The 26,676-nt window shown below is 50.1% G+C and carries 34 protein-coding genes; 15 read left to right on the plus strand and 19 right to left on the minus strand.

The genetic code is table 11. The annotated features are described in order from the left end of the window. A partial coding sequence (locus WG891_RS25350; protein WP_000306640.1) for an IS1 family transposase occupies positions 1-95 on the plus strand: 95 nt, incomplete at its 5' end. Positions 96-238: 143 nt separating this feature from the next. Here the strand turns inward: WG891_RS25350 and dqlB are convergent. Further along, complete coding sequence (gene dqlB, locus WG891_RS25355; protein WP_024562317.1) at positions 239-334, minus strand: DinQ-like type I toxin DqlB; 96 nt, start codon at positions 332-334, stop codon at positions 239-241. Positions 335-1,363: 1,029 nt separating this feature from the next. Between dqlB and WG891_RS25360 the strand changes: the two genes are divergently transcribed. From WG891_RS25360 to WG891_RS25390, 7 genes are all read left to right on the plus strand, one after another. Next, positions 1,364-2,155 carry an LPD29 domain-containing protein gene (locus WG891_RS25360; RefSeq protein ID WP_020323375.1) on the plus strand — a complete coding sequence of 264 codons (792 nt, stop codon included), beginning with the start codon at positions 1,364-1,366 and terminating at the stop codon, positions 2,153-2,155. A 168-nt stretch (positions 2,156-2,323) separates the two neighbouring features. Continuing rightward, on the plus strand, positions 2,324-2,593 hold the full coding sequence (locus WG891_RS25365; RefSeq protein ID WP_020323374.1) for a hypothetical protein: 270 nt from the start codon (positions 2,324-2,326) through the stop codon (positions 2,591-2,593). A 41-nt stretch (positions 2,594-2,634) separates the two neighbouring features. Continuing rightward, positions 2,635-2,835, plus strand: a complete 201-nt coding sequence (locus WG891_RS25370; protein ID WP_020323376.1) for a hypothetical protein — start codon at positions 2,635-2,637, stop codon at positions 2,833-2,835. 54 nt (positions 2,836-2,889) lie between these two features. Continuing rightward, positions 2,890-3,387, plus strand: a complete 498-nt coding sequence (locus WG891_RS25375; RefSeq protein WP_020323377.1) for a MucR family transcriptional regulator — start codon at positions 2,890-2,892, stop codon at positions 3,385-3,387. Between the two features lie 782 nt (positions 3,388-4,169). Next, complete coding sequence (locus tag WG891_RS25380; RefSeq protein ID WP_020323167.1) at positions 4,170-4,847, plus strand: DUF5417 domain-containing protein; 678 nt, start codon at positions 4,170-4,172, stop codon at positions 4,845-4,847. A 181-nt stretch (positions 4,848-5,028) separates the two neighbouring features. Next, positions 5,029-5,235: a DUF905 family protein gene (locus tag WG891_RS25385; RefSeq protein WP_020323152.1), complete on the plus strand. Its 207-nt coding sequence runs from the start codon at positions 5,029-5,031 to the stop codon at positions 5,233-5,235. Positions 5,236-5,308: 73 nt separating this feature from the next. Continuing rightward, entirely contained in the window at positions 5,309-5,491 is a 183-nt protein-coding gene (locus WG891_RS25390; protein WP_000170167.1) for a hypothetical protein, read from the plus strand. A 58-nt stretch (positions 5,492-5,549) separates the two neighbouring features. Here the strand turns inward: WG891_RS25390 and WG891_RS25395 are convergent, their stop codons facing one another. The 4 genes from WG891_RS25395 to stbA all read right to left on the minus strand — a co-directional run bounded on the left by WG891_RS25395 (position 5,550) and on the right by stbA (position 7,491). Further along, positions 5,550-5,900, minus strand: coding sequence for a hypothetical protein (locus tag WG891_RS25395; RefSeq protein WP_223226687.1), 351 nt, complete (start codon positions 5,898-5,900; stop codon positions 5,550-5,552). A gap of 63 nt (positions 5,901-5,963) precedes the next feature. Further along, a complete protein-coding gene (gene stbC / locus WG891_RS25400) occupies positions 5,964-6,332 on the minus strand; it encodes a plasmid stabilization protein StbC (RefSeq protein WP_032416596.1) in 369 nt (122 codons plus the stop codon). 2 nt (positions 6,333-6,334) lie between these two features. Beyond that, positions 6,335-7,051 (minus strand): StbB family protein, encoded by a 717-nt coding sequence (gene stbB / locus WG891_RS25405; protein ID WP_020323147.1) that lies wholly within the window; start codon positions 7,049-7,051, stop codon positions 6,335-6,337. A gap of 8 nt (positions 7,052-7,059) precedes the next feature. Then, positions 7,060-7,491, minus strand: coding sequence for a plasmid stabilization protein StbA (gene stbA / locus WG891_RS25410; protein ID WP_020323173.1), 432 nt, complete (start codon positions 7,489-7,491; stop codon positions 7,060-7,062). 415 nt (positions 7,492-7,906) lie between these two features. Here stbA and WG891_RS25415 point away from each other — a divergent pair, with 415 nt between their 5' ends. The 5 genes from WG891_RS25415 to WG891_RS25435 are packed head-to-tail and all read left to right on the plus strand — an operon-like array spanning position 7,907 to position 14,155. Beyond that, positions 7,907-8,383, plus strand: a complete 477-nt coding sequence (locus WG891_RS25415; protein WP_223226686.1) for a traK protein — start codon at positions 7,907-7,909, stop codon at positions 8,381-8,383. Continuing rightward, a complete protein-coding gene (locus tag WG891_RS25420) occupies positions 8,383-9,915 on the plus strand; it encodes a type IV secretion system DNA-binding domain-containing protein (RefSeq protein WP_020323171.1) in 1,533 nt (510 codons plus the stop codon). The genes WG891_RS25415 and WG891_RS25420 overlap by 1 nt, the downstream gene beginning before the upstream one ends. 4 nt (positions 9,916-9,919) lie before the next feature. Continuing rightward, a complete protein-coding gene (mobF, locus tag WG891_RS25425) occupies positions 9,920-13,138 on the plus strand; it encodes a MobF family relaxase (RefSeq protein WP_020323154.1) in 3,219 nt (1,072 codons plus the stop codon). Then, positions 13,135-13,800, plus strand: a complete 666-nt coding sequence (locus tag WG891_RS25430) for a DUF6710 family protein (RefSeq protein ID WP_020323157.1) — start codon at positions 13,135-13,137, stop codon at positions 13,798-13,800. Before mobF ends, WG891_RS25430 begins: the two co-directional genes overlap by 4 nt. Then, positions 13,793-14,155 carry a hypothetical protein gene (locus WG891_RS25435; RefSeq protein WP_020323170.1) on the plus strand — a complete coding sequence of 121 codons (363 nt, stop codon included), beginning with the start codon at positions 13,793-13,795 and terminating at the stop codon, positions 14,153-14,155. The genes WG891_RS25430 and WG891_RS25435 overlap by 8 nt, the downstream gene beginning before the upstream one ends. A gap of 615 nt (positions 14,156-14,770) precedes the next feature. On the opposite strand, the gene WG891_RS25440 is transcribed toward WG891_RS25435, so the two are convergent. The 14 genes from WG891_RS25440 to WG891_RS25505 all read right to left on the minus strand — a co-directional run bounded on the left by WG891_RS25440 (position 14,771) and on the right by WG891_RS25505 (position 25,879). Beyond that, positions 14,771-15,082: a hypothetical protein gene (locus WG891_RS25440; protein ID WP_032416518.1), complete on the minus strand. Its 312-nt coding sequence runs from the start codon at positions 15,080-15,082 to the stop codon at positions 14,771-14,773. Next, the gene (locus tag WG891_RS25445; protein ID WP_020323158.1) at positions 15,079-15,606 is read right to left on the minus strand and encodes a phospholipase D family nuclease; all 528 of its coding nucleotides are present in this window, start codon (positions 15,604-15,606) and stop codon (positions 15,079-15,081) included. Before WG891_RS25445 ends, WG891_RS25440 begins: the two co-directional genes overlap by 4 nt. Continuing rightward, positions 15,603-16,604 (minus strand): ATPase, T2SS/T4P/T4SS family, encoded by a 1,002-nt coding sequence (locus WG891_RS25450; RefSeq protein ID WP_020323165.1) that lies wholly within the window; start codon positions 16,602-16,604, stop codon positions 15,603-15,605. Before WG891_RS25450 ends, WG891_RS25445 begins: the two co-directional genes overlap by 4 nt. 50 nt (positions 16,605-16,654) lie before the next feature. Then, entirely contained in the window at positions 16,655-17,788 is a 1,134-nt protein-coding gene (virB10, locus tag WG891_RS25455) for a type IV secretion system protein VirB10 (RefSeq protein ID WP_020323153.1), read from the minus strand. Next, entirely contained in the window at positions 17,788-18,675 is an 888-nt protein-coding gene (locus WG891_RS25460) for a TrbG/VirB9 family P-type conjugative transfer protein (RefSeq protein WP_020323166.1), read from the minus strand. The genes virB10 and WG891_RS25460 overlap by 1 nt, the downstream gene beginning before the upstream one ends. Positions 18,676-18,685: 10 nt before the next feature. After that, positions 18,686-19,381: a type IV secretion system protein gene (locus tag WG891_RS25465; protein WP_001208352.1), complete on the minus strand. Its 696-nt coding sequence runs from the start codon at positions 19,379-19,381 to the stop codon at positions 18,686-18,688. Positions 19,382-19,391: 10 nt separating this feature from the next. Next, positions 19,392-19,523 carry a hypothetical protein gene (locus WG891_RS25470; RefSeq protein ID WP_032493177.1) on the minus strand — a complete coding sequence of 44 codons (132 nt, stop codon included), beginning with the start codon at positions 19,521-19,523 and terminating at the stop codon, positions 19,392-19,394. A 76-nt stretch (positions 19,524-19,599) separates the two neighbouring features. Next, entirely contained in the window at positions 19,600-20,637 is a 1,038-nt protein-coding gene (locus WG891_RS25475) for a type IV secretion system protein (RefSeq protein WP_020323169.1), read from the minus strand. Positions 20,638-20,653: 16 nt separating this feature from the next. Then, positions 20,654-20,896, minus strand: coding sequence for an EexN family lipoprotein (locus WG891_RS25480; protein WP_000858958.1), 243 nt, complete (start codon positions 20,894-20,896; stop codon positions 20,654-20,656). A 9-nt stretch (positions 20,897-20,905) separates the two neighbouring features. Next, positions 20,906-21,607 (minus strand): type IV secretion system protein, encoded by a 702-nt coding sequence (locus WG891_RS25485; protein WP_020323143.1) that lies wholly within the window; start codon positions 21,605-21,607, stop codon positions 20,906-20,908. A 15-nt stretch (positions 21,608-21,622) separates the two neighbouring features. Beyond that, complete coding sequence (locus tag WG891_RS25490) at positions 21,623-24,196, minus strand: VirB4 family type IV secretion/conjugal transfer ATPase (RefSeq protein ID WP_020323176.1); 2,574 nt, start codon at positions 24,194-24,196, stop codon at positions 21,623-21,625. Next, a complete protein-coding gene (locus WG891_RS25495) occupies positions 24,197-24,514 on the minus strand; it encodes a type IV secretion system protein VirB3 (protein WP_000462629.1) in 318 nt (105 codons plus the stop codon). A 39-nt stretch (positions 24,515-24,553) separates the two neighbouring features. Continuing rightward, on the minus strand, positions 24,554-24,895 hold the full coding sequence (locus WG891_RS25500) for a TrbC/VirB2 family protein (RefSeq protein WP_001121032.1): 342 nt from the start codon (positions 24,893-24,895) through the stop codon (positions 24,554-24,556). Between the two features lie 201 nt (positions 24,896-25,096). Then, positions 25,097-25,879 carry a lytic transglycosylase domain-containing protein gene (locus tag WG891_RS25505; protein ID WP_032416587.1) on the minus strand — a complete coding sequence of 261 codons (783 nt, stop codon included), beginning with the start codon at positions 25,877-25,879 and terminating at the stop codon, positions 25,097-25,099. Positions 25,880-25,978: 99 nt separating this feature from the next. On the opposite strand from WG891_RS25505, the gene WG891_RS27160 reads away from it, so the two are divergent. Next, positions 25,979-26,296, plus strand: a complete 318-nt coding sequence (locus WG891_RS27160; protein WP_032449361.1) for an H-NS histone family protein — start codon at positions 25,979-25,981, stop codon at positions 26,294-26,296. Positions 26,297-26,517: 221 nt separating this feature from the next. Beyond that, positions 26,518-26,676 (plus strand): IS1 family transposase (locus WG891_RS25520; RefSeq protein ID WP_150321466.1); only part of this gene is annotated, 159 nt, incomplete at its 3' end.

Below are 26,676 nucleotides of genomic sequence, written 5' to 3' on the forward strand. Positions count from 1 at the left end.
CACGGCTGGGACGGAAGTCGCTGTCGTTCTCAAAATCGGTGGAGCTGCATGATAAAGTCATCGGGCATTATCTGAACATAAAACACTATCAATAAGTTGGAGTCATTACCGACTCGATAAAGGAAATAATGCAATGGGGCGGGAAGTGGCCGGACCTGCCAGCGTCAGAAGATACGCCATTTTAGATGTTAAAAGGCGGGGGGTGGTCCCCCCGCCTTTAGCTACGTTTCCGCGTTCATCAATCGACAAATTCGCGGATCAGTTCCAGGATTGCAATCACAGCGTTTGACACCGCGACTACCGCCCGCAGAACGACGATTAACACGTTAATCATCCGTTTGCTCCATACAGAGCCGGAACGTCGCTGATTGCCCTTACATTGCCTGTCACAGCGACTACCCAACGTCAATTGTTTGGTCGTTCCCGCTCCAGCCTGGGCATTGAAACAGCACCACCTGTTTTTCAACCAGGACTTTAATCCGTTCATGCCGCATAAGCGGGGAGCTGGAGCGAGGACGTCAACAGATTGACCCGCGCAGTATACCCTATTCCGCGCCGTTTGCATTTACGCTACCCATGACGTAATATTTCGTTGTCAATTGTTTGGTCGTTCCCGCCTCAGTCTGGGGCAAAACATTAAAGCCCGATCTCACCAGTCGGGTTTTTTTGTGCCTGTCGTTTACCTTTCCGCGCTGGGCGTCGCCCTCCGGGCCGCTACGTTGTGCTGCGCATCGAGCCAGCCTTGCTGTCTCGCCCCTTCGGGCTTCCATCGCTGACGCATCAAAAATACTGAATACCTGTTTTTCCTGCCTTCTGTTGCTAACTCACTGAAATAACGTAAAACCCGAAATGGGCGCCCGCCAGCTGCAGCTGCTTCTCAGCTGCTGCCGTCTGCGTGTGTCGTTCAGCAAATTTGATCGTATCGGCCAGCGTCGCCAGCGGCGCTGTAAGCCCGTTTACAGCCCATCCGGGCGCGTCAGCTGCGCTGACCCACCACGGACCCGGAAATCACGCCCAGCGCGTCGCAGAGCGCCGCACAGGCCGCTCACCGGGACAGGGCTTATGTCTGGCCGTGGCGTGGCGGCGGGAACGGTGGAAAGGATGGCTTTGCAGGACGGGGGATTATTACGGCTAAAGCCGTAACGCTTTTTAAGTCCTCGCTTCGCTGCGGGGCTTCCGGCGCGTTGCGCCTCCCATGCGCTCCGCGCATCTTCTTAACTGCCGCAGCCACATGAAATATATGTAATAAATGTATTTACTAATATTGACTTTGTGGGCAAAAAAGGCGATACTTATATTCATCGGGAGGCAATGCCGCCGCCCGGTAACACAGCCCAAAGCGGCGATTATCAGGAGTAATATTATGACTACTTTAACTGTCGGCCAGTGCCTCACCTCTTTTAACAACGAGTATGTAGTAAGCGCGGTTAATCTGGCTGACGGCAAAATCAGCTATACCATCCTCGGCCTGAATGCCCCGACCTGCGCCCCGCTGCTGGAAACCTCCCTGCGTTTTTACCAGGTGATCGACAAGACCCTTTCACTCGATGAACTCCGCGCCCGCCGTCAGGTTGTGCAGAGTGTGACCGACCAGCGCGAAGCGAGACACCAGGCGAAAGAAGATGCCCGCCAGCTGGCGAACGAACGTGCCAGCGCTGACCCGGAAAACGCCGGATTGCTGACAACGGCCACCGAAAGCAACACCACCAAGCTAGCCGCTAAAAACATCCGTATTCTGCTGAAAAAGCATTTCCCCGGCGTGAAGTTTTCTGTCCGTATGCGTGACTATAACGCGCTCTATGTTTCGTGGACGGATGGCCCAACCAAAGAGGCTGTAGAAGCGATTACAGATAAGTTTGAGGAAGGTAGCGTTAACTCAATGGAAGACATTTACGAATACAACATTACGGGCTTCCACCGTGTTTATGGTGGCGTGAAATACCTGTTTTGCTCACGTGACCTGACCGACGCGCTGATCGCTGAATCTATCGACCTGCTACGCAAAGAATACGGCGAAACCACCATCCCCGCTGATGTGACGCTTGAGGCGTACAAATCCGGGGCGCTGGCGGGGCGCGGGCATGACTGCTTTACCTGGGGGCTTGCAGCGCAAATCCGCATCAATGCGGGAAAGGTGGATAAATCCAGCCGCTAAATTAGCGCCCTTCGGGGCGCTTTTTTGTGGGTAAAATTTCATGAAATATAAGTAATAATTGTATTTACTAATATTGACTTTTGGGGCAAAAAAAGCGATACTTATTTCATCGGGAGGCAATACCGCCGCCCGGTAACACAGCCCAAAGTGGCATCTAAGGAGTTATCTATGAACTATCTGATCATCATCCCAATCGCGTTTATTCTCGCCGCAGCCGCGCTGGCCCTTCCGTGGTTTATGGTTCGCCAGGGCTACCGCGAGCAAGTCCAGCTGGGCGGCGCGTGTACTACCGTGCTGGGGCTGGCCGCATCAACAGGCGTGTTTAGCTATGCCGATAATATGCCGCTGGCGCTGCTGTACGGCTCTGCGTCGGTCGTTTCATTCCTGTATGCGCTTGATTGCTTCCTGCCGCTTTACCTGTCACGCAAATCTCACTAACCCACAGGCGGGGGGAAACCCCCGCCAGCCTGGAGAAAAAAATGGAAAACGGAAAACTCGCACAGCAACAGGGTTTTGACCTGGCGTTGCAGATCCTGAAAAGCCAGAGAGGCTATTACATTGGCACTGCGACCAGTGAGGGCTACCCGGTATCAAGGGAATCCGCTGAATACTTCCCGGACAGCAGCACTGCGCAGCAGGCTTTGACGGATAACCGCTGGACACAGCGCGAGGATTGTTAATTAAATTGCAGGGCGGCTAATCGCCGCCCTGCATAACGAAAAGGAGGCCGGACGATGGCTGATCATGACGACGCACCGGAAAAAATTAAGTGCCTGGAGTGCGGGAAGGAGTTTTCTTTCCTGGCCCCTCATTTGAGTAAAGCCCACCAGATGAACGCCAGACAGTACCGGGAACGCTGGGGCATACCACTACACACGCCGCTTGCCAGCGCCGAGCATTCCCGCCAGTGTCGGGAAAATGTTTTGCGCCGTATCCGGCGGGGCGAAATTCGCCCCGCTGACCAGCTCGCGCTCATGGCCGAAGGCCGGAAGAATGCTCCTGAACGTGCGACCAGCACCAGGTTGCATAAAGTGGCGGCGGCGAACGTCGCGCGGGTGCATCAGATATGGAAGCATTCTCCGGTGGTGAAGGTCGTTCCTGATACGCTCAGGGATGAAGCCGTGCAGAGAATGACGGCCAGAAAGGTGACTGGTGAGAAAGTTAAGGATATTGCCGCCGACCTGAATCTGTCGGTTGGGTGTCTGTACAAATGGGTGGCGGACGCTAAATAGGGCGTCTCCCTCCGGGCCGCTACGTCGTGCTGCGCATCGAGCCAGCCTTGCTGTCTCGCCCCTTCGGGCTTCCATCGCTGACGCTTGTGATAAACATGGATTGTGCAGCTCAACGGGTATCTGCTCGTCAAACCCGGCGCTTGCAGCGGCCAAAGGCCGCGCCGCGCCAACCGCCCCGCAACGGGGCTATAAGGCATCAAAAATACTGAATACCTGATTTTCCTGCCTGCTGTCGCTAACTCACTGAAATAACGTAAAACCCGAAATGGGCGCCCGCCAGCTGCAGCTGCTTCTCAGCTGCTGCCGGCTGCAAGTGTCATTCAGCAAATTTGATCGTATCGGCCAGCGTCACCAGCAGCGCTGTAAGCCCGTTTACAGCCCATCCGGGCGCGTCAGCTGCGCTGACCCACCACGGACCCGGAAATCACGCCCAGCGCGTCGCAGAGCGCCGCACAGGCCGCTCACCGGGACAGGGCTTATGTCTGGCCGTGGCGTGGCGGCGGGAACGGTGGAAAGAATGGCTTTGCAGGACGGGGGATTATTACGGCTAAAGCCGTAACGCTTTTTAAGTCCTCGCTTCGCTGCGGGGCTTCCGGCGCGTTGCGCCTCCCATGCGCTCCGCGCATCTTCTTAACTGCTGTAGCCAAATGAAATATATGTAATAAATGTATTTACTAATATTGACTTTGGGAGCAAAAAAGGCGATACTTATATTCATCGGGAGGCAATGCCGCCACCCGGTAACACAGCCCAAAGCGGCAATTAAATTCAAGGAGCAAAAAATGAAACTGACTCGCGAAGCAACCACCGCAGCAAACCCGGATTTACGCGGCCGCAAACATCATTTCATCATCGAGAGCGCCACGGCGGCAGAGCTGGAAGCGATGGACGAGATCCTGACGCTGGCAGGCTGGGAAAATGACAGCTGCCCTTGCTATGAGGACGGCTTTGGTTGTGGTTACTGGATCGACATTTCCGAAGTGGCTTGTTTCAAAGCGGCATACAAAGCAGCGAAAACGGGCCTGAAAGGCTATATGGCAGTTGAAGCGGAGAAGGCCGCAGCAGTGAGCGAAGCCACCGCAGAGCCAGCCCCGGAACACATCCCGGCGGCAAGCCTTGACGATTACACCGTGTACACCTTGCATGAACCTATTGAAGCGGAAGAAGGCAAGCCATACGCAGAGAAGCGCGTAACTCGCGCCTACGTTGCCCGCAGCATGACCCGCGCCCTGGCGAGCCAGGAGAAGCATACAGAGAAGTACAAAGCGCAGGATGTTATCTGGCTGGCGGAGCACAACGCAGACCACGCTTTTAGAATGGGCGTTTTAAGCCCGGAAGAGTTCACAGAGATCTATCGGATGGTACACGCAGAGAACGCGCAGCCCCTGCTTATTCTGGCGGCCCTGCGTGATGCCCTGCTAACCGGAGCGCCAGCACTTGCCGCCGTCCGTGCGGCATAAACTGCCCATCCTTCAACGCGCCTTCCGGGGCGCTTTTTGTTGGTAAAACTGAATGAAATAAATGTAATTATCGTATTTACTAATATTGACTTTTGGGGCGAGAAAAGCGATACTTATTTTATCGGGAGGCAATACCGCCGCCCGGTAACACAGCCCAAAGCGGCAACCCACGGAGTCCCAAATGAAACAACATATCGCTGCAATTATTCGCGAATACAACACCCCTACAGTAACCGTCGAAGTAGCCAATACAGACCGCTACGATAGCGAGCAAATCGAGATCCGCCACGTTGTTGATGGTCGCCTTGCCTGGCGAGCGTGGGACTATGAAACAGGTTTTGAAAATGACCTGCATCGCGAGCTGGCCTATTACCATATTCCGGCCTGATTGAGCATAAACACCCCGCCCGGTGAAAGCCGGGCAATACAGCCCAAAGCGGCACTTATCAGGAGTAAGCCTAATGACAAAAGTCACAACACCGTCCCAGCTGAAAGCAGAGCTGGAGAGCCAGAAAACCTACCTTCTCGAAGCCTGCCTGATGGCCTTCAATCAGTTACCTAACCAGCGTACAAAAGGCGCGTTCCCGTCAACATACGCGCTTGCAGCAAAGATTGATCACCTGTTGCAACAGGAAAAAAAATAAACCTTCCGACAACGACAAAGCCCGGTATTAACCGGGCTTTTCTGTATTGCACAATACACTAAATGTTAAGCGCGTTTGCGTCCTGCGCCAGCCAGCATTGGTATGTTTCCTTTTGAAACTCCCCGCCGCAGCCGCCACCGGCTTTTGATTTTCCGCAGTGCTGGCATGTACCCAGCGCGGCTTTTTCTTTCTCCCACTGTTGCCAGTTGCGGATCAGCAGCAGCTGGAAAAACTCATTTGGTGAATAGGGCTGTTTACCCATCCGGCGCACCTGCCGTAGTTCGTCCAGTTGCGCCGCTTCATCGTGCGTTAGCGTGACGGTCACGTTAACGCCTTCAGCGCGTAACCGTTCGCGGCGACGAGCTTGTCGCCGTCTGGCTAACATCCTTTCGCGTTCAGTTTTATCCATTTTTATCACCGTGACTGTCACGATTGAAAAGAAAGAAAAAGGCCGGATTTCCGGCCTTGCGTGTTACTTCAGGATCAGCAAGGTCAGCGCCGTCCCGATGGCCGCGCCGACGATGGAACAAACAGCCGTCATGATCACGACGCGGTTAACGATGGTGCTGGCGTTGTTGTGCTGGAGAGATTGCCAGCGCGTCAGAAAGTCTGACCGCGCCTTGTTTTCCTCCTTCATCGCCGCCTGTATATCTCTCAGGCTGCCGATGATTTCCGCTCTCGAATCGTCTGCCGTCAATTCAAGTGCGCTTTTGAGTTCGCCCAGCCGCTGAAGCATGTCGGCTTGTTCGGCCTTCATTAACTTCATGGCTTCTAAAATTTCCTTCGCGTCTCCCAAAAACCAGTCCATCAATACGTCTAATTTATCGGGCTGCTTATCCATGCTTAATCTCCGATTAACAGGGAGAATGTTTTATCCAGGTTGCTCTTAACCGGGATAGCCTGCTTCATGTAAGTATAACGACGCGCCATTTTGCGGCGTTCGTCTGCGTCAGCTGATGCTTTAGCGCGGGCTTTAAATTCTTCCGCATCTTCAGCGGTCAGCGTTTCAAAAGAAATTTTATGGTGTGCAAGATATTCGTACACCTCACTATTATAGATCGCAGAGTTTTTATTAATGCGGCCTACTTTAGTTTGTTTCACAAAGTCGAAAATCGGGCCGAAAACATTTTCAACATCATCACCCGGATTAACGCGGTTTGGAACAAAGATAATCTTTTTGTTATCCACGCCAGCCTTGCTTAACGTGTGCGCCGTTTTCATACTTTCTTTAATGGCTTTATCTTCCGGCGTTACCGGAATGAAATACATATCAAATTCATTTGCGCCGCCATCGAAGCGGGACATTGCCATTAAAAACGGTTCCACGTTTGACGCGCCAATATCAATAATCGCTGCATCTTCAAAAACCACATCTTCAATCAGACGGGAGAAATCATCACCTTTAAAACTGGTGACATTTTCAATCCCTAAGTCAGACGCTGATTGGTTAATGGTTTCGACCGCGAAAAATTTCGCATCTTTCAGGCGCGGGGCGAGAAGGTAAGTTGAAACTAAAGTTTTGCCAACGCTGCCACTGTAATTAATAACCGCTACTTTCATTGCACACCTCAATATTTTTTGATGAACTCATTAGGATCGAACTCGGCTCTTGCCTCGTCAAAAAATTCCTTTCCGATGATACCCGGTGACTGTTTCGTTTTGTCTCCCTCGGTCGCACTTTGTGTATTGTGCAATACATCTTTTTTCACCTGCTCAGACTTCGCGGGTTTTTCTGTATTGTGCAATACAGGTTTCTTCTGTTGCTCACTGGCTCCGGCTGATTTTGTATTGTGCAATACAGAATCAGGGGCGGCATGTTTCGCCCGGTTTTGCCTGGCCCGATACAGGGCAGTATCAAAACTCCGAACGTTCACATTCTCCAGGCCGAAGCGTTCAGATACCGCCTTGAAAACCTCCTCTCTGGAGACTCCCAGCGACAGCATTTCTTCTACTTCCGGCAACATCATCTGAATTGCTGCCCTGATGCTTTTGGGCTTCATAGTACCCTCATGTAGAATGATGTGTTTTTGATGTAATAGTGATGTATTTATGACGTATCAACTATCCCATGACGTAAGAGTGGTGTAATAGTGGTGTAATGTCAACCATGAATTGACGTAATTGTGGTGTATTTGTGGTGTATGGGTATTCATGCAAGCATGAATACCGGGATATTGAACGCTTTTTCACCAAAATACCCCTTAACCTCCGTAGATCGCCCCTACCAAACTGATTATTTTTTAGCCCTTAACCTGCTATACACCTAACGCAGTGCGATAAATCGCACTAACTAACTGATTTAAAGAATAAAACATTCAATATTTCGTATTTTGGGTATTAAAAAGGTATTAAAAAAATAGAATAAGAGTATGGTTTATATGGAAATGAAGGTATTACTTTGTTAATACTTACCTCATGCGGTTAAACTACCGCCAGATTGAACACGAAAAATCACCAGTTGAGGACATGATGCCGATCATCACATGCAAGGTAACGGACGAAGAAAAAGAGCTTATCGACAGGCTGGCCGGAACGAACAGATCGGACTATATGCGCCGTTGTTTGTTGGCCGGATCAGGTGGTCGGATAGGTGGATTGAGTCAGGTTACGGAACAGATAAACGAAGTAAATCGACGACTCGATATTCTGTTTGACCAGGTATCAGAGATAGACATGAGCGCGTTTTCCTCGGAGCTGAAAGGACTGGTCAAGCAGCTGTCACAACTCAAGTTGCCGCCTCCCGGTCAGATGATGCTGCACGAATCCCTGGCAATCGAGACGGTGATCCTGCTGCGTTCGATGGCGACTCCAGCCAATATGAAATCCGCCTGGGGAGAGCTGGAACGTAACGGTTACAAGGTATGGGAAAGTAAACAAGAGAGGACGGAATAATGACGGAACAAGAAAGAGGACTTATATTTTTATGCTCGCTGCTGGGACCGATACCCTTTGTGTGGTTTATTACGGCAAAGTTTGTATATGGTATCAATAGTGAAACGGCGCACTACCTTGTCCCCTATTTGCTAAAAAATACGTTCAACCTTTGGCCGTTATGGGTGTCGATTATAGCAGGTTCGGTTATAGGGTTGTGTGGATTCATTGGATTCATCATTTACGATAAGGGTAGGGTGTATAAAGGGCCACGATTTAAACGTGTACTCCGTGGGACTAAATTAGTCAGAGCTTCGTCTTTGGCCGAGAAAACAAAAGAACGCGGTCATAAGCAATTAACGGTTGCAGGTGTTCCTGTGCCTACTGAATATGAAACGCTTCATTTTTCAATTGGTGGGGCTACAGGTACTGGTAAATCGACAATCATTAAAGAGGCGATATATTCAAGTTTAAAAAGAGGGCGAGATAAGCGTGTTATCTTAGATCCTAATGGAGAGTATGTAGAAACTTTTTATCGTGAAAACGATATAATTCTTAACCCCTATGATAAACGCTCTCCTGGCTGGTCTATGTTTAATGAAATAAGAGATGAGTTTGACTACGATCTTTATGCAGTGTCTATCATTCAGGAAAGCAAGGAACGTTCTGCTGAAGAATGGTATCGGTATGGTCGCTTATTATATCGTGAAGTTTCAAAGAAATTACTCACACATAAAAGAAACCCTTCAATGGAAGAAGTGTTGTATTGGTGTAACGTTGCAGAATACGACAAAGTGAAGGATTTTGTTAAAGGCACACCCGCAGAATCTTTATTCATTAAAGGTGCTGAAAGAGCTACAGGGAGTGCCCGATTTGTTTTAGGTGATAAGTTGGCTTCCCATTTAAAAATGCCTGAAGGGAATTTCTCGCTGCGTGACTGGCTGGAGGATGATAAACCCGGCACGTTGTTTATTACCTGGCAAGAGCAGATGAAAAAGAGCCTCAATCCGCTGATCTCCTGCTGGCTGGATATTATGTTTTCTAGCCTGCTGGGTATGGGGAAACGCGATCAGCGCACGTTATTTTTTATCGACGAGTTGGAATCACTGGAATACCTGCCAAATCTACAGGACTTACTGACGAAGGGCCGTAAAAGCGGTGCGTCAGTATGGGCAGGCTACCAGACGTTTTCCCAGTTGGTTGAACGTTATGGCATCAATATAGCGGAAACGTTATTGGGTAGTATGCGATCAGGTATCGTCATGGGAAGCAGTCGATTAGGTAAAGCAACGCTTGAACATATGTCCCGCGCGTTGGGCGAAATAGAAGGAGAAATAGAGCGCAGACAGGGGAGCTTATTACAGTCTGGCCCAAATAATAGGCCGCGAATCGAAACTCGCACAGTCAGAGCAGTAACCCCCACTGAAATCTCAGAACTCAGGAATCTTACGGGCTATATCTATTTTCCTGGTGATCTACCTGTCGGCAAGTTCAAGACTAAACATGTGCAATACACGCGTAAGAACCCGGTTCCGGGAATCATCATGAGGTAGCGGCATGCTTGATATTACGACTATCACCCGTATCGATATTGCGTCAGTTGTAGGCTACTACGCTGATGCAAAAGACGATTACTACAGCAAAGACAGCAGTTTTACCGCGTGGCATGGTCAGGGCGCGGAAGCGCTGGGCCTTTCCGGCGAGGTCAGTTCTCAACGCTTCAAAGAGCTGCTTGTCGGGGAGATTGACCCTTTCACGCAGATGAAGCGCTCCAGCGGTGACGCGACGAAAGAACGGCTGGGATACGACCTCACATTTTCCGCGCCTAAAGGCGTATCGATGCAGGCGCTGATCCACGGCGATAAGGCAATTATCGCCGCCCACGAAAAAGCGGTTGCCGCTGCCGTCCAGGAAGCAGAAAAGCTGGCTCAGGCCCGCACGACCCACGCAGGGAAAACCATTACGCAGAATACCGGTAATCTGGTTGTTGCTTCCTTCCGGCATGAAACATCACGCGCCCTTGACCCGGAGCTGCATACCCACGCCTTTGTCATGAACATGACGCAGCGCGGGGATGGTCAGTGGAGGGCGCTTAAAAACGATGAACTGATGCGGGCCAAGATGCACCTGGGGGATGTCTATAAGCAGGAGTTGGCGCTGGAGCTGACAAAGGCCGGGTATGAGCTGCGCTATAACAACAAAAATAATACCTTTGATATGGCGCACTTTACGGATGAACAAATCCGTGGATTTTCGCGGCGTTCTGCTCAGATAGAAGAAGGGCTGGCGGCTATGGGGCTGACCCGCGAAACCGCAGACGCACAGACCAAAAGCCGGGTATCGATGGCGACCCGCGACAAAAAAACAGACGACTATTCGCGTGAAGATATTCATAAAGAGTGGGTTAATCGGGCTAATGAGCTGGGAATAGACTTCAATGATCTGTCCTGGGCGGGCAAAGGCAAGGACGGCCCGCAAACGTCAATGAATACCGTCCCTAACTTCACCAGCCCGGAGGTAAAAGCCGACCGGGCGATCCAGTTTGCGCTTAAATCCCTTTCAGAGCGCGATGCGTCTTTTGACCAGTCCCGATTGCTGGCCGTGGCAAATAAAAAGGCTATCGGCCAGGCATCAAAGCAGGATATTGAAGCGGCCTATTATCGCGCTGTGGCAAAGGGGGCCATTATCGAAGGTGAAGCGCGATACACCACCACGACTGACCAGAGAAGCAAAGACGCGCCACCGCTACCAGCCATGACCAAAGCGGAATGGCAGGCGCAGCTGACCGACAAAAAAGGGATGAACAACGGCCAGGCGAAGGCGTTAGTTGCTGAAGGTATCAAGTCTGGCCGCCTGAAAAAAACCAGCCATCGGGTAACGACCGTTGAAGGTATCCGGGTAGAAAAAGCGGTGCTGAATATAGAGGCTCGCGGTCGGGGCAAGGTGATCGCCGCGCTGACAAGCGAGCAAGTCACCGCGCAGCTGGTCGGTAAGACGCTGAAGGCCGAACAACAGAAAAGCGTCGTAGATATTTGCACCACGACAGATCGCTTTGTGGCGGCTCACGGCTTCGCCGGAACCGGGAAAAGCTATATGACCATGAGCGCGAAGGCCGTTCTGGAGTCTCAGGGCTTTCACGTCACCGCCCTGGCCCCCTACGGTACGCAGAAAAAATCCCTGGAAGATGAAGGTATGCCCGCCCGTACCGTTGCCGCTTTCGTGAAGGCAAAGGACAAAAAGATAGACGAGAAAAGCGTGGTCTTTATCGATGAAGCGGGCGTTATTCCGGCCAGACAGATGAAGGTGCTGATGGAAACCATCGAGAAGGCCGGGGCCAGAGCGGTATTCCTGGGCGACACCTCACAGACAAAAGCCGTAGAGGCGGGCAAGCCATTTGAACAGCTGATCAGCGCTGGAATGCAGACCAGCTACATGAAGGATATTCAGCGCCAGAAAAATGACGTGTTGCTTGAGGCGGTGAAGCTGGCCGCAGAGGGCCACATATCCGGCTCACTGGCCCGACTCAGCAATATTAGCGCAGAGAAGGACCAGGATAAGCGGCTGGAGGCTGTAGCGAATCGCTGGCTGTCATTCTCCCCGGAGCAGCGCGAAGGTACGCTGATTATTTCCGGTACAAACGAATCAAGGGTAATCCTCAATAGCCAGATTCGGGAGGCGTTGCAGCTGCAAGGAAAGGGCGTGGAGGTGAATTTTCTGGAGCGCGTTGACTCCACGCAGGCCGAACGTCGGGACAGTAAATACTACCAGGTAGGGCAAATTATTATCCCCGAAAAAGACTATAAAAACGGGCTTCAGCGGGGCGAATCTTACCGCGTACTGGATACAGGTCCGGGGAACCTTCTGACCGTGGCCGGGAGCGACGGCCAGAAAATCAGCTTCAGCCCGCGTACCCATAAAAATCTGTCTGTTTATACCAGCGTGGCCGCCGAGCTGGCCGTGGGTGACAAAGTGATGGTGACGCGTAACGATAAGACGCTGGATGTGGCGAACGGCGACCGCTTCACCGTGACCGGGGCCACCGAGAAAGGCACGTTTACGCTGACCAACGCGAAGGGCCGGGAAATCGAGCTGGACCAGAAGCAAGCCGCCTATCTTTCGTATGCCTACGCAACGACCGTCCATAAAGCACAGGGGCTTACCTGCGACCGGGTGTTGTTTAACATCGATACCCGTTCGCTGACGACTTCCAAAGACGTCTTTTACGTTGGGATCTCCCGCGCCCGTCATGAAGTCGAGATTTTCACCGACGATAAAGGCCGCTTGTTGAGCAGCGCCAGCCGCAACAGTCCTAAGACCACGGCCAGCGAAATAGACCGCTTTTTAGGGATGGAGGAACGTTACAAAGACGTAAACCGGAGCTATGGCCATGACGATGGCCAACAGGCAAAAAGCTATGGCCATGAAGCTGGCCAACAAACCGGAGAGAAGGAAAACACCATGAAAAATGCGACAGAAGCCGCCCATGATGGCCCCGATACTTCAGGTACTGAAAACACGTCTCAGGATTTGCGCCAGCGTGAGCAGGAGGAAGTCAACGCCGCTATCCGGTACGAGCAGAGGCAAGAAGCCACACCGGAAATGGAGGCGAACCCCTACCATGACTATGAGCGGTATGCTGACGAAGGCCCGGACTATGGCGACATGCAGGACTACAGCACATATGAAGAATATGAACGTGCGCGTGACGTGGAATTACCGCAGCATGAGCACGAAAATCATCAACATGACTACGACAAGGAGGGCTACGGCCTGTGATGTTCTGGAACCGAAATAAGAAAGAAAAAGCCGCTGCCGGCAATGAAAAAAATCGCTTCGATCACCTGCTTTCGGTGGCCGAAAAATTACCCGTTGAGGCGCTGCCTGATCTCATTCGCGCTATCGTGCGGCCAGTGCAGAGTGATTTCCTGCTGGCGGTAGCCGAGGAAGGGACTGATGCCCGCCCGGATATGACCCCGCAGGAGTTCTTCTTTGAGGGGCTTATCCAGGTGCAATCTTACGAGAAGATGAAAGAGGGCGAGCTGGACGGCGCAGATTATCCGTTGTCGCTGGCAAGTGACATGGTGTTGCCGTGGCCGTGGAGCCTGACACGCTATATCGATAACGTTTCGCACATTGGAACCCGTAAGGGCAGGCCGTGGAAGCAGGATAAAATCAACCACTATGTTGACCTGTGGTTGCCCTGGCGCATTGGCTTTGTGCGCGGCGGCAACCATTCCATAACGGCGGGTATTCTGGCCGGGGAAGGGACCGTGATACCGGAGCACGTTTACGATATGTCCTGGCTGTTTGAGCTGGTCCGAACGGACGGTAATCACTGGTTTGTTGACGGCCAGAAAGCTGAAGCGGTGAAGTCGGGGCGGTCAGCGGCTGTTTTCGAAATTGGCCGTTTACTTACTGAAGGAGCAAAAAATGGGTGAGCAAATTACTAACGCGGAGTGGGAAAAAATCTCACCGGATAATTTTGAAACAGCCTCTTTGTTGCGGGCTGTTGATGCTATCGATGATTTACGCGGGGATTTTAGTGATGGCGAGTATTCAGCACCGCCGCAAATCAGAACTGATTTACTCAGGCTCCATGAGATAGCAATGGCGGTAATTAACGAAGGTTCACGTAGCCGGGTTTCGGCATTATTCGAGCTGGCGAGCGACCTGGACGAACAAATATCCCATCTGGTAAATCGGCTGGATGAAGTACAGGACACGCTATCCCAGCTAATGGAACTGTATCCAGAAAGCCTTTACTACGATGATATTGAAGGTGATGAGGAATAGCGGAGGATCAAAGATCGTTGATCGATCCTCTGAAGATCCTGTACTCTCTTGCTCAGAAACGAAAAAACCACCCGGCAAGGTGGTTTCTTCGGGTGACGTAGAGCTAACGCTCTTATCACCTGGTAGCTGGTTCTAAAGGGGAACACAGTACCGAAAATTCAAATGTAGTGTAGCAGTCGTTATGGCTGCAATTCAAGACCCATTTCCCCTTTAGAGCCACGTTACCGCATAGGCTGTTACCTATGGCGGCGATTTGTCGCGCCTGACAAACTGGAAATCGTGTGTTTGTCATAGTCAGGCGTAACGGCAGCGGGAGACGGGGAGTCTGGTTAAAACCCGCAGCGTTGGAGCGAACTGTCTAAGTCGAGCCGAGAACCCTACAGCGTGAGCTATGAGAAAGCGCCACGTTGCCCGTATGGGCTAAAGGCGGTCAGGTTTCGGTAAACGATATGACAGGAACACAGGACGTAACCAGGGGGAGCGATGCCAACGAAAGGCGGCTGATCTCTAAGCTGTGTCGGGTTTCGCCTACTTCTGACTTGTAGCTTTTTTTTGAAGCTCGTCAGGAGGGGCGGAGCCTTTGGAAAAAGGCGACTTACGCCGCCTCTCATGCTGTTATCGTTCATAGATCGGTATTAGTAGCAGGACAACAACGGACATAGATTGAAGTCCTGTTATGGCAAAATGCATCCATCTATAAGAACTTGAGCGATCTTTCGTCTCGTAAACACCTCTTATCATTATCGGCTTTTGCATTAACATGATGATCAAAATACCGAGCATATTCGTAATGAAAGAGGTAAAAGCAGGTACACCTATGAACATTAATCCTCTGCGCGATAGCTCCGCAACTATTGCTACCACAGCAAGCAATTTCAGTGGCTGTACAGCATGTTTGAAAATATAGCGTTCAAATTTTTCTCTCATTTATAGTCCTCCCCACGATCCCAACGGTCCTTCCAGTGCTCAAGATAAGGTTTCGCCAGCTGGGGCATGTTCCAGATCACCACCGCGTTTTCCGAGTTTTTAGATTCTGCTGCTTTGGTGTAGTTGAAGCTGCCCGTCTGAACTGACCGTTCATCAATAATCATCACCTTGTCATGCTGGATAGGAAAGTCGCTATCCACCCGCAGCGGGATCTCGTTTTTCACAATGAATTTCATCGCTCGATGGCTTACGTCATTACGATTGCCGCGTTCGTCGATAACAATTTTCACATCAACACCGCGATTTTTAGCTTTGACCAGCGCCTGCATTATATCCATCGCGGTGAAGCTATAAGCCATCATTCTGATCGAGGATTGCGCGGAGTCGATAGCGCCAATTACCAGCGTTTGAGCGCTACCTTCAGGAGAAAACCCAACCTGTACCGATGGCGAATCGCCAGCCATCGAGGGCAGGGAGGAAAGGGCCAGAAGGCCCGTCAGGAATATGACTGCTCCTTTTCTCACTTTATCCCTCCATTCATGCACTCATATTTATATTCTGGCGAATAGTAGATTTCGCGAATCTTCCTTTTCGCCATGAAAACGACCACATCAATAGTGGAGTGCAGTAGGCGCATAATGTCAGAAATATCCAGCATACGGCCCACTTCGGTAGCTTTAACCATCAACCCTATACGGGTGAAGGCATCCATCGCCGAGTTAGCATGTGTGGAGGTTAAGCCGCCAGGGTGTCCGGTATTCAATGCCTGAAGGTAATCCCATGCAGCATCATCTCTCAGCTCTGTCATGAAGATACGATCTGGTGTCAGGCGCATACAGGCTTTAAGGCACTGCGTCGGCGTAGCCAGCCCTGGTTTATCTTTACCGCCATATTTCATATAAACGGCTTCTTCCAGGTGGGTAGCTTCAACCTCGTGAGCATCCTCCATGATTATCACGCGTTCCTGTGGGCTAATGGCTTTGAGCAGGGCGCGGGTGAGTACCGTTTTTCCTGATCCGGTTTCCCCCACAACGACAACGGTTCGTTTTTTCCGTACCGCAGTAAGCAAAAATTCTTCCCGGCGTTTAGCCCGGTATAACTCTTTCAGCAGGAGATCGTCGTCGTCCAGCTCGCGCTTATGGCTGTCAATTTCCCGGCAGAACTCAAAGATACCTTCCTTGCTTAACGTCGCCAGGTCTTTATCCAGCGCGATATTTTTGCGAAAAGCGATAGCGGCGGTGTTATCGATCACCGCAGGCGGTAAACAAATAATTCCCCTGGAGCCGTCCGGCAATACCACGTCATTAATCATCTGGCGCTTAACGTCATTGGCGCTGGTTAATGCTGCGGTCAGGTTGTCGATAAACGCGCCGGTAATGCTGTCGTTCTGGATAATTTTACGGCCTTCGAATGTGTCACAAACCACCTCGTTATAACGGTTGATACGGATTTCAAATACGCCCGGATCTTCGAAATACTCCCGCAGCGGCCCCAGCTGGTAATAAGCCGATGATTGATTCATGTAAGTTATCTCCTGCTACAAAGAACAGTGGGCCTTCCGGCCCACGTTGATTAGTTGTCTGCCAGTGAGTAAATATCACTGAAATCGAGGTCACGAACGACGTAGATACTGATTGCGTCGCCCTGCTGGTCATAGAGTGTTGGCGGGATGTTAATCGTGGCTCTCAGTGCTTCAGAGGCCAGTTCCTGCGAGTTATTCTGTGTATTACTAAACTGGATGTTATTGCCATTTTGGGCTGCGGCCACGCCAGCCTGAAGCGCGTCAGACAGAACGGAAATGAACACCGCACCTTCGAAGCGATCCCAAAAGTGGGAGTCAACCTGTCCGGGAACACCGGAACTACCGAGAGAGTTGGTCCCGGCGCTATCCAGATTAACGAATGTGCCATCCGGGTTTACCACTCGTTCCCACAGTACAAAGACGCGGGCCTGACCATTTTTGAGGCCACCGTTCATCTGGCCCGTAACAAATGCGCCTTTGTCGATCAGCTTCACCAACCCATCGAGGGAATACACATCACGCGTCACACGACAGGACACCATGCCGGGAACGGTCGTATCCAGCTCCGTAGACGTGCCACACGGTATCATCGTCCCTTTGGCAATGGTCATGCTCATATTCTGCATTACGCCCGCTCTGCTGCCTTTCAGTCGGGCAGGTGTAAGCTCTTTTGCTAACGCGCTGCTACCTTCGCTGCCTTCGTCGCTTTGCTGCTCTTTTTTGGCCGGAGTCTGGCTACCGCCCTGCTCGCCGGAAAGATCGCCACCAAGACGGCGTTGCATGGCGACTTCTTCCGGTGTCAGTTGCTTCTTCCCGTTGCTGGCCCGGCCCGCATTGCTATGACTGGCTTCATATTCCGCTCTGGCTTTATCCTGCATCGCCTTTTGATTAGCGTCAGGAGCCGCGGCCCCGCCAACGTTCGGGTTAGTGTTGAACTGGTAGTTAGGCAGACTGCTAACCCCATCGTTTTTATTACCGCTGTCAGCTTTGGCCGTGTCCGGCGCTTTGCGTGTGTGCGTGTAAATAGTGACACCAACGAAGCACATGGCGATGATAGCCAGGATAGCGATAAAGGCTTTTAGCCCTGGTGCGGTGCGGCGTTTCTGTGCGGGCATTCCCCCGCGTTCATCATCGAAGCTGTTGTTGTTATCCAGCTCGCTATCAATATCGACTTTACGGGCCATTAGTTATCCCCTCCTTTTTGCACCCTTCTTACATCCGGGGAGGCTGTGCCAGTGGAAATTGCGCCAGCTGATGGCACGTAGTTGATATTTCTAATACCAACAACCTTTGTCCAGCCAAGCCTTACACGCCATTCTTTCGCTACGTTCTGGCATTCCAGAATGTTGTTATGTTCACCAACCGGGCGACAGTTAGGGAGCGTCTCTTTGCCGCTGGACGATATGTAATAAACCTGCGGTAAGTCAGCGTTTTCCGGGAATTCAAAGCGCGTGAAACGGTAGTTATCCCAAACATGGATCGGCTGAATATCTGCCATTTCCGGCTCGTCGCTCATTTCGTACTGGTAGTTTTTAGGGCCAGCGAAAGCAGACTCCCGTAGCTTCTCCGTCAGGCGCTTTTTCTCAGCCGCGCTGGAGGCTTTTTTCTGCTCGTCAAACGGGTACTCATAGGTCAGCTGAAGCGTGGCCTGTTTCATTGACCACGGCGTTTTGATAAACGATTTTGTCTCTGTACCGTCAGCGTTCTTTGTTGTCGTGTCGCCGATATAGTGCAGCACGATGTTATAAGATCGCTTATCAGTAACGATGGTCAGGTTGGTATCACTCATTTCGCGCTTAGGTTTTACAAACATATGGTTGAGCTTATGGGAGAACGTCCAGCCATCAGAATCACCAAACGCGTGAGTGATGTATGTTTCATCCGGGGCAACAACGATATGTGTAAACAGGCCCACTACCGCATCAATTCGCACCACATCAACCGGGTTATAAACTACCGTTTTGATACGGTAGTCATACGGTGAACTTTTCGGCGCTTGAAGCGCCGCCGCGTTGAATGTGGCCCCGGCCAGCGCCATTGCGATCACTGCGGATAAGACTACTTTTTTCATAGTACAGTCCTCAGTTCGACTCAGGGTTAACGCGGTAACTGGTGACGCGGAAGCCGAGCGGGTTGATGTAGCGCTGCGAGGCGTTCATAGCCAGCGATTTGTACTCGTAGCCCAGGATGGCAATCCAGCGCTTCGGTGGATCGTCAAAGTTATTGCTACGAGAGCGGCGAACGGTCGTAAAGCGAATGGTCGCCACGCCATGCTCTCTATCGAGAATGGTTGAGTTGATACTTACTCGCGTCGTCTCGCTGTCACCCAGGACCTTATCAATCCCTTGCTTGCCCTTGAACCGGGAAAGGTAGGCTTCCGCCACGTTCGGCGTGGACATTAAACCTACTGCGTCATAGTCCACTTGCAGGGAATAAAAATCGTAGGATTCACGGTGGATAACGTATTGAGTAAGGAAATACTTATCAATTTCGTCGCCATAGGTGGCATCGTCACGCGTCAGCTTAACCTGTGATACCTCATGATTGCTGGGGTTCAGCGTCAACAGGAACGGCGGTATTGGCTGGCTATAGCGGTAATTCACAAAGGTAGCATTACCGATTGCGACGACAGCCACAACGGATGCGACCGCAGCGACTATCCACGCCGTGCGGCGTGAAGATAACACTTCGTTCATAACGTCCACTTCCAGCCCTTTACGGCTTTCGTTGAACTCTTTGATGGCCTCTTTGGTCAGCCCTTTCTTTTTCTCTCTCATAACAACCACCTTATCCCTGTGTATCTACTGGAAGCGTTTTATTGACTGGCACGGTGTGGCTCCAGTCCGGCTCCGGTGGTGGCTTGAAACTGCTGGAACATGCCCCTAACAACAACACCCCTAAAAGTACGATTGCGCGCATAGTTTCGACCTCATTTGTCCATTGCGTTCTATTATCTTATATCCGTGAAATTGCAATTTCAACGACTTTTGTTTATTTATGCAGCTTTTCCCCGGCTACCACGCGCCTTTCCTGTCAAACCTGAACCGCCAGCCCCTGCATTGCCGCTAGTGCTGGCACTTTGTCCACCGCCGCCGCCAGCTGCTGAAGGTCTTGCTGAAGGCTTCGCTCCACCAAAAATCCCATTAGAGGCAACATTACCCATCGTATTCATCGAGTGGCCCGCATGGCGGGCCGCAGAAGCTATATCAGCAGAAACACCGCTACCGAAATTCGACGCTACCGCTGGAACCTGGAACAACACATAGACGGAAACAATGGTGAGAATGACCAGTCCAATTGCTGTTGATAAGGCATCAAAGCCTTCGCTGCCGTTAAGACCGGAAATCATTTTTGTAAAGAGGCTCATTAACAACCCAAATACGAGAGCCAAAAGAACTATGACTAGGCTGTAATTAATAACGGTCCCCATCCACTTAGCAAATATGCCTTTTGTTGGATTCCACAGGAGACAGAATATAGCTATTGGCCCTAAACACAGGCTTATAGCCAGTAGCACTTTAGCCATAATTACAAAGGCAGAACCCAACCCACAAAGAACTACGGTCGCTGCTATTAGAATGAGTCCGATTACTGCGCTCATTATGCCATTAGCGCTAATGCCAGCCCCTTCGAACGCCGTTTGTATTGCCGTTATAGACTGGTCTACCCCAGTATCAATAATGGCTGCCATCCCTGTACTTGAGGTTTTATTTTGAGTAACCAATATTGAAGCAAAGTTATCAGGTAGGTTTAAAGCCAAATGTACAAGGTCGGTTTGATATAAACCGCCAGCCGTTGCAAAACTCAAAACAACGGCAGCTTTCATATATTGTGTAATTAAATCCCCAAGCGCCTCCCCGCCCCCTCCGGGGCTAAGAGCGGAATATGCACCTTGAGCCATAAACTTGATGGTCAAAAATATTGCAACCGTTGGTGTGACGGTTGCAATAATGGTTGTTACGTTGGTATCAACCATAATATTTATCAGATCATCAATTATGTCAAATATCTGTTGAACAGTATCAAATGCCATAACTACATCCTGAAATTTAGTTTAACTTCGGCACACTATGAGAGTTATCTTTCCCATGAACAAAAAGTTCAGTCTCTGCGTCTCTTGCATTTTTACAATCAGCATCCTGCAAGGATTCTGCATTCTTTTTGCATTCAACAAGCATTTGTTTTCGTTCTGTCTCATGCGACTTATACCAATCTTTGTCATGCTCAGGCTTACAACCAGCGAGAGCGGAAACACCGATAAAAACTAAAGCTACTTTTAAAGTCGTTTTCATATAATCACCTTATTTCAACGGAGCGGGGTTATGACCACCATCAGTACCATAAATAAAATTACCTACGGCGCGTTCTCTTTGAGCTTCATACAACTTATCTTGTGATTCCTGAAGCATACTCATAAGCTTCAGTTTCGCTTGCTCGCCCTGAATTGCGCCTTGCGCGGTTTGAATGCGGGCCTGAAGATCAGCCACTTCCTTTACATCTTTAGTTGTGGAAATCTGCTCTGTCAGTTCCTGCATGTCGCTTAATTCCTGCATTTGATTGTTATAGGCTTTTTCAGCTATAACTCGGTCATATGCTCCTTTCTCGGCCAACTTTTTATTTAGCGCTTTAATTGCATCAGAAGGGTTCATATCATCAATTTCAGAATTGAAATCACCAACCATGCTTTGAACATCACCAGTGACGGATGATGTTGAATTCATCGCATCGCTATAAACTTTCTTCCAGTCGTCAGGAAGATTTTTAGCGAGGGCACTTGTAGACGAACCCAACAAATTCCCAATATCAGTAGTTTTTGCCAGACTTTCATAAGTCGCCTTTTGGGTTGCCAGTTGTTGCTTTAACTGTTCTATTTGGTCAAGCATTTTAGCCACGCCAGTCGGATCGTAGACCACAACACCAGTACCCCCTATAGCAGAAGCCGTACCAATGGTTCCCGCGCCTAACAGCCCAGCCAGTGCAATAGCAATTAACTTCGCTTTCATAACATCATCCTCTAATTAATGACGACAAAGACGCCAATATTCTTCGATCCAGTTTTCGGGTTCTGGACCATATTTACCTATCAATTCCTCGGCCAACTCGGCATTTTGCGGCTCACCGGAAAGGATGCTGATAATGTTGTCCATTTCCATTTCATCGCGTTCTGGCGTATCGCTGTTATGAATCTTGAGATTGAACGTAGCAAGAGCTGACTGTGACCCCTGCTTAACGAGGAACTGGCGCGAATGCTCAGGAATTTTGAGCAACACATCAAACTCCGCATCGGTCAGGAAGGAGTAGTCCTTACGGCTGGCATCAGGATCGCGCAGGCAGATTTTTGATGGCGTTTGCGACATCACCGTTTTACCAATGCTGCTTGCGAGTGCGTCATTTGGCTCTTGCGTGGAAAACAAATAAATCGCATCTTTCTTACGGTCTGTTTTAATGCCGCGCTTTATTTCCAGCTTTAAAACAGGATCGTCAAGATAAGCATGAAATTCATCGAAGCACTGAATGACACGGCGCTTTCCGTCAATTGAATTACGGATTCGGTAAAGCAGATACATTAACAATGGCGTTCTGGCTGGGCTGGGAATCTCACCTTCAGCAGCAATGAACTCGGTCAGGTCGAAGCCGAATACATCATGAGCATCGAGATCTAACGCATCTTCATCATTATCAAAAAGCCAGCCATACTGGCCTTCATTGGTCCAGTCTTTGATAAGGTCTTTAAGGTATGGGTGATTGATGTATCCGTTAAGACGAGTAATATCGCGAGCTTCAGGAGGAACCAATGAATGCTCACCCATCACAGCATCTACTGCCTTATTGAGTTCCATCCCCATATCTTTATCTAACGGGCCGTTATTTGTAATTTCAGCACAGACACGCATAATATTTTTAGTGGTTGCAATATTACGCGGTGTGCCTTTCTGTTTGAGCGGTGAGAAGTTAGTTTTTACGCCCTGCTGTAAAACTTTATAGTAGCCGCCGACACTGCGGATAAACGGCTCCATTCCCCGGTCACGGTCATAGCAGAACATACGCGGATTAAACTTCATGCACTGGCATAACAGGAAATCCAGCAGCGTAGTTTTACCTTCACCAGATGTACCTGTAAGCAACATATGCCCCAGCGGTCGCTTCCCGATTGAGCGTTCTTCCAGTGGGGTGACGTGGAAGTTAAAATACAGCGGTGTACCGTTCGCGGTACGGAACATCGTCACAGCCGGACCCCACGGATTATTGTCCGGTTTGCCGCGCATAAAATTATGGTACGGGGAGAAATGGAAGAAATTCCATGAGTTGATCGGCGTTGGGCGTGGCGCCCATTTCTGATTACCCGGAATCTTCGCAAAGTAAGCCGCTTCAGAGGCCAGCCCTACGCCGCCCCCCACGAAGCCACACTGACTTAGCATGACTTTAGCTTTACGGGCCTTGCGCTGCACTGCTCGCTGATCGGTATCGAAAACGTGAATAGTGGCATGGTGATAGCCCATCACAATTTCTTTAGAAAGCAGCATATCCAGCGCTGTATTCAACTGTTCAAGCTGGGACTGGCTTCTGTCGCCAGTTTCCATCATGGACTTCTCCTGGCGCTCCAGAAGCGTTTTAGCTGAAGCCTCGGATATGCAAGAAAATGTTTGAGTCAGCAGATATTCAAAATCAGCTTCTTTCAGCAAATTAAACTGACCCGGTTCCGTGTTTTTTTCGTAATCACGGATTTCGATAGCCGTAGTATAAAAATTGCTGTCCAGTGTTCTGACCTGAACAATATCCCCCCATACAGAACTGACAACACGGTTTTCCATGATGTAAGAACCGATACGGTCACGGCAAACAGGAACAATGGACCATTCCAGATTGACCAGGAAATAAAGAAACTCCAGCGCTTTAGAATAAGCGTGAGCAGTCGGCGGGACGGTATCAGCGACGTTGAGCATTACCGGTTCGTCGAAAATATCTGCTTCGTCTACTTCAAGCAGCGACTGTTTTTCTTCAGCGTCAGTTAGCGCTATTTCCTCACCGTTTTTATCCCGGTAATAAATACCCAGGCGCTTGATGCCATAGCCCTTCATCCCCTCCATGATCTGCTCACAGACTTCTTCCATTCCGGTGAAGGCTTCAGCCTGCATTTGAGCCAGCTCGTCAGCTGACGGTCGCTCAAACTTAGCCAGGAACTTCTGCGTCTTATCGCCTATCTGGCGATAAAGCACCGTCAGGTACAGGTCATTAACCATCTGGTTAGACCCCGTTTGCAGGCGGCGGTTGTATTCATCCAGATAGCGCGGGAAGAATTGGGTAAACTCAGAGTCAGGATACTCTTTAGACTGGTGATGATACTCGTGTGACCAGACCTCTACGTGGTCAGTCCCGAAGGACTTAATCAACGTATTAAGATCATCGTTCCATGTAATCAGCTCACGGTCAGAGGCACAATCATGTGTCCGGCCATCGACTTTAAAGAATGCGAGCAAATCGCCATTACGCATCGAGATAATATAATCATCAAGGTGCTGGCTATGCTGCAAATACTTTTCATTAACGCTCGGCTCGTCTCTGAACGTTTTAGGTTTAAGCAATGCCACCATTTATTTCAGCTCCTTTTTCTTGTAATCCACAGGGGAATAACTTGAACCACTCCATTGTTTAAATGGCGTGTCGTGTGCATTACGAAACTTAGTCTGTAGCCATAATGAAAGGATGCGAAACATACGGTCGTCGTATTTAGTTAGCGCTGCTGCAATTGACCACAGAACCGCAAATACAAGGAGTGACCATAAATGTAACGTCATAAACAGCGTGGCCGAGATCATGAAGATAACCAGCGCCACTGTACGCGGAACGCCAGCAAGCCGGGGGACGCGTGTTGCACCTTTAAATAATGGCCGTTGTCCATTTTCAAACATAAAACCTCACTTAATGGGGGATGTACTCCCCCCCATTAATCAGCTGCCGATACCAGTCAGGGATACCAGATATGATGCGGAGCCAATGCCAACCATTGCGATTGCGAGACGGAACATAAAACCAGCGGAAATAAGATGGAACAGCCAAACGAGGAACGACACGATCACGCCGATGGTACAGGCGATAGGAATCCAGGTATCCAGCCATGACTTGATGTTGTTACCTGTACTGGCCCCGGTGTCTGCCCCGCCAGCTGCGAGGGCCAGTTCTGGCGCTGCGATACATAACAGCGCAACCAGCAGCGCAAACCCGTTATTTTTGAAAAAAGTAACCATATATACCTCTACCTTTCCTTTGTTGATTTCAATATCAATCGGCACTCGCCGACATTGCACTTATCCAGAAGAAACTCCGTTAGGAGTCTCAGGTCTGCCCATGTGCGAAGTTCGTGATCTTTATTCAACCGAATGGAGCAACGAACCTCACCCAAATTTTCGTCCTTTACGTCAAATATGGGGTACCACTGCTTTAGTGAAATCCTTTCAATTACAACCTCCTGTATTTTTCCGGCTTCGCATAAATCAATTATTTGAGACTGCAACAGGAGATAGATTTTTGTCATTCATAACCTCACTCCCTTTTTGCTCTGCTTTGGTCAGAAACGCGTCAGTGTTATCCTGCGAAAACACATCACCACCACTATCACTTTCACCCGTAAACGCATCGTGCTCACCCTCAAAGGTTGCGCCCTTCGCACTCACAGGCTGGCTCTCCGCTTCCTCGTTCTGCCCATCAGGTAGCAACGTAGGGATCTTTAAATCAGACTGTTTAGCCACGTTAATAACTTTCGTGACATACCCGTTTGAAATCCCCCGCACTTGTGACCCGGTGTTGTAGCAGGACAGCGCGTGTCTTAATGCTATCTGGCCGGGCGGGTTGGATTTCAGGGCCGTACTATAACAGTCTTTTAAAATGGTCTGACTGGCGCGGAGATTGATGCAGGGTTTAAATACCTGCTCAACCGTGATACCTAACGAACTCAAATTGTTAGAATTAATCATCGCAAGCCCCATATCGATGCTTTCATCTTTCTTGAGGTTTTTGATTAGCCGGTTGGCAACTTCTACCGCTTCAGCTTCGGTTTGCGGTTGACGTTTCAGGCTTGCGCCACGGTTAACGTTAATAAAATACGGGTTGTTCCCGGATTCATGGCCGACGATATAGGCCATTGTTAGCGGTGAAACGTCTGGTGCGCATCGGGCCGCAAGGCTGGCGATCGTATCCGAGGCAGAAGCCGCGTGAGCGACCCCCTGAAAAGAAAGGCCGGAGATACATACCGCTATCAAGCACCATGTTTTTTTCATTTTTGTATGTCCGTGTAATTGTGATTTTGACGACTTTTATTTATCATAAGGGCCAATAGAATCGTGTCAAGAGAAAAAGACGTTAAAGGGAAGAAACCTATGCTTGTTCCTTTGCAGTCGGAGAAGCGACCAAAAGGGACGCCTGTATACCGTGACCCGGAGAATCCATTTAACACCTGGAGCGGGTACGGAAAGCGCCCTGTCTGGTTACAGGAACGATTGAGTGATGGGTATCTTCTGGATGAAATGAAGCTGCCTGGTGCAGTGGTGGATCGGGATACCAAATCCCCTCGATACCGTGACCCGGCTAACCCGGATAATACGTGGACTGGCGTTGGCCGTCGTCCTAAGTGGTTAGTTGAGTTGCTGGAAAATGGTGTGGATTTGGACGATCTGAAGATTCGAGAAAGGGAGTGAACGATGGGCAATGTGATTGAGTTTAAGAGGCCGAAAGGCGAAAGAAACCAAAAAGACAAAATGCCTAAAAGGGGGATACTGCTGTGGTTCAAAAAGACTGCCCTGTCCCTCAAAAACAACCTCTTTACCTACTCTAAGTCATGTTGCTGTATTTGTTTGTTTTTTGGGTGATGCTGCCAACTTACTGATTTAGTGTATGATGGTGTTTTTGAGGTGCTCCAGTGGCTTCCATTTCTATCAGCTGTCCTTCCTGCTCCGCTACTGAAGGCGTGGTGCGTAACGGCAAAAGCACTGCCGGACATCAGCGCTATCTCTGCTCTCACTGCCGTAAAACATGGCAACTGCAGTTCACTTACACCGCTTCTCAACCCGGTACGCAC

Origin of the sequence: Serratia sp. MMO-28 (genome assembly GCF_037199905.1) — a bacterium.
Classification (GTDB): domain Bacteria; phylum Pseudomonadota; class Gammaproteobacteria; order Enterobacterales; family Enterobacteriaceae; genus Chania; species Chania oryzae.